2 protein-coding genes and 2 pseudogenes are annotated in these 3367 nt (G+C 65.1%); 1 reads left to right on the top strand and 3 read right to left on the bottom strand.

All coding sequences use genetic code 11. The features are described 5' to 3' along the window. Positions 1-342: 342 nt before the first annotated feature. The 3 genes and pseudogenes from ACWCQ6_RS36460 to ACWCQ6_RS36450 all read right to left on the bottom strand — a co-directional run bounded on the left by ACWCQ6_RS36460 (position 343) and on the right by ACWCQ6_RS36450 (position 1900). On the bottom strand, positions 343-1074 hold the full coding sequence (locus ACWCQ6_RS36460) for a right-handed parallel beta-helix repeat-containing protein (RefSeq protein ID WP_451096703.1): 732 nt from the start codon (positions 1072-1074) through the stop codon (positions 343-345). A gap of 327 nt (positions 1075-1401) precedes the next feature. Further along, a pseudogene (locus tag ACWCQ6_RS36455) lies at positions 1402-1689 on the bottom strand (helix-turn-helix domain-containing protein); the annotation flags it as partial. Positions 1690-1801: 112 nt separating this feature from the next. Beyond that, positions 1802-1900 carry a hypothetical protein gene (locus ACWCQ6_RS36450; RefSeq protein WP_451096701.1) on the bottom strand — a complete coding sequence of 33 codons (99 nt, stop codon included), beginning with the start codon at positions 1898-1900 and terminating at the stop codon, positions 1802-1804. 317 nt (positions 1901-2217) lie between these two features. On the opposite strand from ACWCQ6_RS36450, the pseudogene ACWCQ6_RS36445 reads away from it, so the two are divergent. Beyond that, positions 2218-3221, top strand: a pseudogene (locus ACWCQ6_RS36445) (IS5 family transposase). The last annotated feature ends 146 nt before the right edge of the window (positions 3222-3367 follow it).

The raw sequence follows: 3367 nt of genomic DNA, 5'->3' as shown, positions 1-3367 counted from the left end.
GAGCGCCACCCGCGAGCCGGGATACCAGCCGTCGCGGGCCTGCCGCCGGGACCACAGGTACGCGACGACCGCCTGGTCCCCGGGCAGCAGCACCCGGATGGGCACCGGGACCGGCTCGGGGGCGGAGGACGTCGTCATGCCCTCCACCGTACGGACGGGCGCCGACAGCACCCGCCAACTGCGCTGACGCCCGCCTCTGTCCACAGGCGAGCCGTGAGCCCCTGGAAGCATGAGCGATCACGAGCAGCAGCAGCCGGCCCCGCGCCGCGGCAAGGTCCTGGAGGCCCTCACGCGGGCGGAGCGGAAGGTGTTCACCCGGCCCGCGCCGAAATCCGCGAAGGCTCAGGTAATCGGCTTGTTGCCGCCCTTGTTGACGATGCTTGCCTTCCTGCAGTGGCCCCAGGTGGTTTTGTTTCTCTTGGTCCAGCCGCCCCACTCGATCAGAGAGATTCTCTTGCCGTAGTAGCCGATTCCATAATCGTTGTTCTTGAAGATGTTGCCGCTCCCGCAGGCTTCGCCCTTTGCCGGGTCGCGCCACTCGCTGAACATGGCGTATGTGCCGGACTTGATGAAGGTGTTACCGCTGACCTTGTTGTTGCTGCTGCGGTCTCTGATCCTGACGGGGTCGCCGCTGATGGATGAGAACTCGTTGCTGGTGATGGTGCTGCCCGAGGTCTTGACCAGGTAGACCCCGTGCATCTTCCCCTTGTTCTTCAGGTTGGAGAAGGTGTTCTTCGTGATCACGATTTTGGAGGAGTTCAGCACGTGGACCCCGCCGAAGCCGTCGGGGCCGCGGAGATTCTTGAACGTGTTCCCGGTGATCTTGACGTTCGAGACGTTCTTGAGGCGGATGGCGTTCTGATGGCCGGAGAAGGTCTTACCGCTGATGGTGAAGCCGCCGGGGCCGCCATCGATACAGAGCTGGTAGTCACCCTTGGGGCATTTGACCTGCCCCGGATACTTGGCAGCTGCCGTACCGGCGGCGGCCGGGGTCGTCCCTGCGGTACCCAGAGCGGCCACCACGGTGACGGCCGCGAGAGTAGTGCGAACAGCCTTCGCGCGCATGATCAACATCCCTTCACGGTTTGTGATTCAGACAGGCCCGTACGCCCGGAGGCTTCACCGAGAAGCAGCCAGGTGTCCACGCTGTACGTGTTGCCGCCCAGATCCTTGCCGCAGGACCTGGGGAAGCTCAATGCCTTTCGGCGGTCGCCGAAGTGCCTCACGCAAAGGCGCCTGCCTTAGTGCTTGTTTTCGATCCGGTGGGATCTTGGCCAGGATGGCTGGGCGGCTGAGCGAGCGTCGACGCGATTTAGCCCAGCCCGAATAACGACATCCTGGACATGCTCCGTGCCATGCCGGTACGCATCCACTTCACCACCGAGGACATGGCCCGCACTTCTTCCGCACGGTCGTCATGGCCTGTTTCAGCGTGGGTTCCCGAGCGGCCAGGAGGTCGACGGCCTCGCGTATGTATCGGTAGACCGTCGCGATCCCGACGCAGAAACCTGCTGCGAGGCGGGCGTAGGTGTCGCCGCAGCGAAGGTGGGCCAGGACGAGCAGGGCCTGCCGGCCACAGGTCAGGCGACGCCACCGGGAGCCGATTTGACGGCGGTGGCCTGCGAGGAGACCGGAGAGGTGCTGCAGGGTGCGGCTGGACAGATCGATGCCGGACGGGTAGACAAGCACGCGAAAGCTCCTGGCGGACTGGTGATCTTGGTCGTGAACCCGTCTACCAGGGGCTTTCTTCATGTCCGCTGCCGGGGTCGCCCGTCCAACCTCCCGTCAGATTGGAAACAGCTCAATGTCGTCGTCCGCACAGATCGTGCACGGCTCCGGGCAGCGCGTCCGAGGCCCAGATCAGACGGCCGGCTGGATCCGCGAGGACTTGCGCGTTCATCCCGTGATGCTTCTTCTCCCCGAGCAGTACGGCTGGTCGGCGGCGATGCGCTCGATCGGCAGCACGGTGCCGTCGAGGATCGCCTGCGAACCTGGACAGATTGCCAACGAAGTTGGACCGCATGTCACGCGCGCGACTCGTGGCGAGAGGACGGTGATCAGGTGGCTGGATACCGTGTATCGCTGCGGGTTGCCAAGCCCGTACCGTCCGCTATATGTGCTGCTCGGAGGCCGTCCGCGGCTAGGGCGCGTATCGAGTCGTGATCAATCTTTGGGTTTGCCCCTCATACCGAGGCCTGATCCGGTAGATCGTCTTGTGTGACGCGCGTGCAACTGACAGACAAAGAATGGGATTTCATCGAGCCGTACCTGCCGATCGGCGAGTACGGCCCGTACCCCGAACGCCTGCGGCAGCAGTTCGAGGGCGTGATCTGGCGGTTCGCGACCGGCGGTCAGTGGCGGGAGATGCCGCAGGAGTTCGGCGCCTGGTCGACCGTCTCCAACCGCTTCCGGCAGTGGCGTGACACCGGCGTGTTCGAAGCCCTGCTGGAGGGGTTGATCGCGGAGGCCGCGAAGCGGGGCGAGGTCGACCTGTCGCTGGTCAGCATCGACTCCACCACCGCGCGCGCCCACCACGACGCAGCCGGGATGCACCTGGACCCAGATGTCCTCACTGCCCTGGAGAAGGCTGCCGCCGAGGAGGAGAAGACCAGGTCAAAGGGGGCGACCTCGAAGAACAAAACGGACGGGACGCCGAAGCGGATCCCGAACGGGAGGAGCGTCGACGCGTCCGGCGCCGCCGCAAAATCCGGCTGAAGACAGCCCTCCTGGGACGGTCGCGGGGCGGGCAGACCAGCAAGGTCCACCTCGCCGCCGACCGCAAGTGCCGTCCGCTGGCGTTCGTGCTGACCGCGGGACAAGCAGCCGACAGCCCGCAGTTCATCCCCGTGCTGGAGAAGGTCCGGGTCCGCGGCCCGGTCGGCCGCCCCCGCACCCGGCCCGACGCCGTCGCGGCAGACAAGGCCTACTCGTCCCGCGGCAACCGCTCTCACCTGCGCAAACGCAACATCAGGGCAGTGATCCCGGAGAAGAAGGACCAGGCGGCCAACCGCAAGAAGAAGGGCAGCCGAGGAGGCAGGCCGGTCAGTCACGACGCGGCTCTCTACAAGGAGCGCAACACCGTCGAGCGGCTGATCAACAAGTTGAAGGCCTGGCGGGGCATCGCCAGCCGGTACGACAAGACCCCGGAGAGCTACCTCGCCGGCCTCCACTTGCGAGCCTCGATGATCTGGATCAAAGACCTCACCAGGACGACCAGTTGATCACGACCCAATACGCGCCCTAGTGCCGCATCAGGCAACGTTTGCCCTCTCGTGAACCGCCCCGGGTTCGGTAGAGATCTCAGATTGTGGTTTTGACCTGGGGTTTCGCGGTGGTGAGGTAGTAGTTGGTCTCGTATTCGACGGGT

This window comes from Streptomyces sp. NPDC001880 (assembly GCF_053594575.1).
This window is presented reverse-complemented; position numbering and strand designations above follow the sequence as displayed.